Origin of the sequence: Paraburkholderia atlantica (assembly GCF_009362785.1) — a bacterium.
In the GTDB taxonomy this organism is placed as follows: Bacteria; Pseudomonadota; Gammaproteobacteria; order Burkholderiales; family Burkholderiaceae; genus Paraburkholderia; species Paraburkholderia atlantica.
Map to the genome: position 1 here is coordinate 1 of NZ_WHNQ01000174.1, position 1523 is coordinate 1523.

Sequence of the window (1523 nt, forward strand, 5' to 3'; positions counted from 1 at the left end):
AGTGCGCGCGTCACGCTAGCGGCTGCATCGCGCCGCGCGTCCGTGGTTGCACGCGCCGCGACGAACTGCGCCGACTCGCGCATGAACAGCGCAAGCAACGGCAGCACCAGCAACGGCCCGAACCCGCCGACGTAGAAGATATGCCGCCAGCCCTCATCGCCCGGGCTGATGATCCCGACCACCGCCGCGAGCGCCGCGCCGAACGGCATGCCGCAGTACATCGCACCGACCGCGGTGTTGCGCTGATGCGGCGGCGCCGCTTCCGAACACAGCGCGATCAGATTCGGCATCGCCGCGCCCAGACCGAGCCCGGTCAGAAAGCGCGCGGCGAGCAGACTGTTCAGGTCCCACACCTGCGCGGTCGCGAGCGAGAAGAGACCGAACAGCGCGACCGACCACATCAGCACGCGCTTGCGCCCGAGCCGATCGGCGAGACGTCCGCCGATCGCGGCTCCGGGCAGCAGCCCGGATGCGCCGATGCTGAACGCCCAGCCCATCTGCGCGACCGCGAGATGGAATTCGCGCGCCATGCGCGGTGCAGCGAGGCCGGTCGATTGCAGGTCGACGCCTTCGAGCAGCGCGACGATCAGGCAGAGCCCGATCGTCAGCGCGCCGCTGGCAAGAGGTTTCGTCGACTGCGCTGTTTGCGTTGCTTGTGTTGACTGCCGCATGAATGTCTCCAATGTTGAATCAGCGTCGCTCTTGCGGCGACCTTGCTGGATGAAATGAACGCTGCGCGCGCGGCATTCGGCGCCGCCGCGCAGCGTCTGGGTCATGAAGCCGCTGCGTCGGCTGCGCGTGCGCGCTTCAGATCCAGTGCGACGTCGACGATCATGTCTTCCTGGCCGCCGACCATGCGGCGCTTGCCCAGCTCGACCAGAATGTCGACGGTCTTCAGGCCGTACTTCTTCGCGGCCACTTCCGAATGACGCAGGAAGCTCGAATACACACCCGCATAACCGAGCGCGAGCGTTTCGCGATCGACGCGCACCGGGCGGTCCTGCAGCGGACGCACGATGTCGTCGGCGGCGTCCATCAGCGCGTAGAGGTCGGTGCCGTGATTCCAGCCCATGCGCTCCGCTGCCGCGATGAACACTTCGAGCGGCGCATTGCCCGCGCCCGCGCCCATGCCCGCGAGCGATGCATCGATGCGGTCGCAGCCTTCTTCCACCGCGACGATGGAATTGGCCACACCCAGCGACAGGTTGTGGTGTGCGTGCATGCCGGTCTGCGTTTCGGGTTTCAGCACCGCCTTCACCGCGCGGAAGCGGTCGCGCACGTCGTTCATCGTCAGCGCGCCGCCTGAGTCGACCACATAGATGCAGGTCGCGCCGTAGCTCTCCATCTTCTTCGCTTCGATGGCGAGGTTCTCCGGCGTGGTCATGTGGCTCATCATCAGGAAGCCGACGGTGTCCATGCCGAGTTCGCGCGCGTATTCGATGTGCTGCTTCGAAATGTCCGCTTCCGTGCAGTGCGTCGCCACGCGGACCACGCGTGCACCCGCGTTATACGCAGCCTTCAGG

The 1523-nt window shown here is 66.6% G+C and carries 2 protein-coding genes; both read right to left on the reverse strand.

The features are described from left to right. The coding region (locus GCT19_RS41975) for an MFS transporter (RefSeq protein ID WP_152855085.1) at positions 1-671 on the reverse strand (671 nt) is incomplete at its 3' end. Positions 672-772: 101 nt separating this feature from the next. Then, positions 773-1523 (reverse strand): 4-hydroxy-2-oxovalerate aldolase (dmpG, locus tag GCT19_RS41980; protein ID WP_152855086.1); only part of this gene is annotated, 751 nt, incomplete at its 5' end.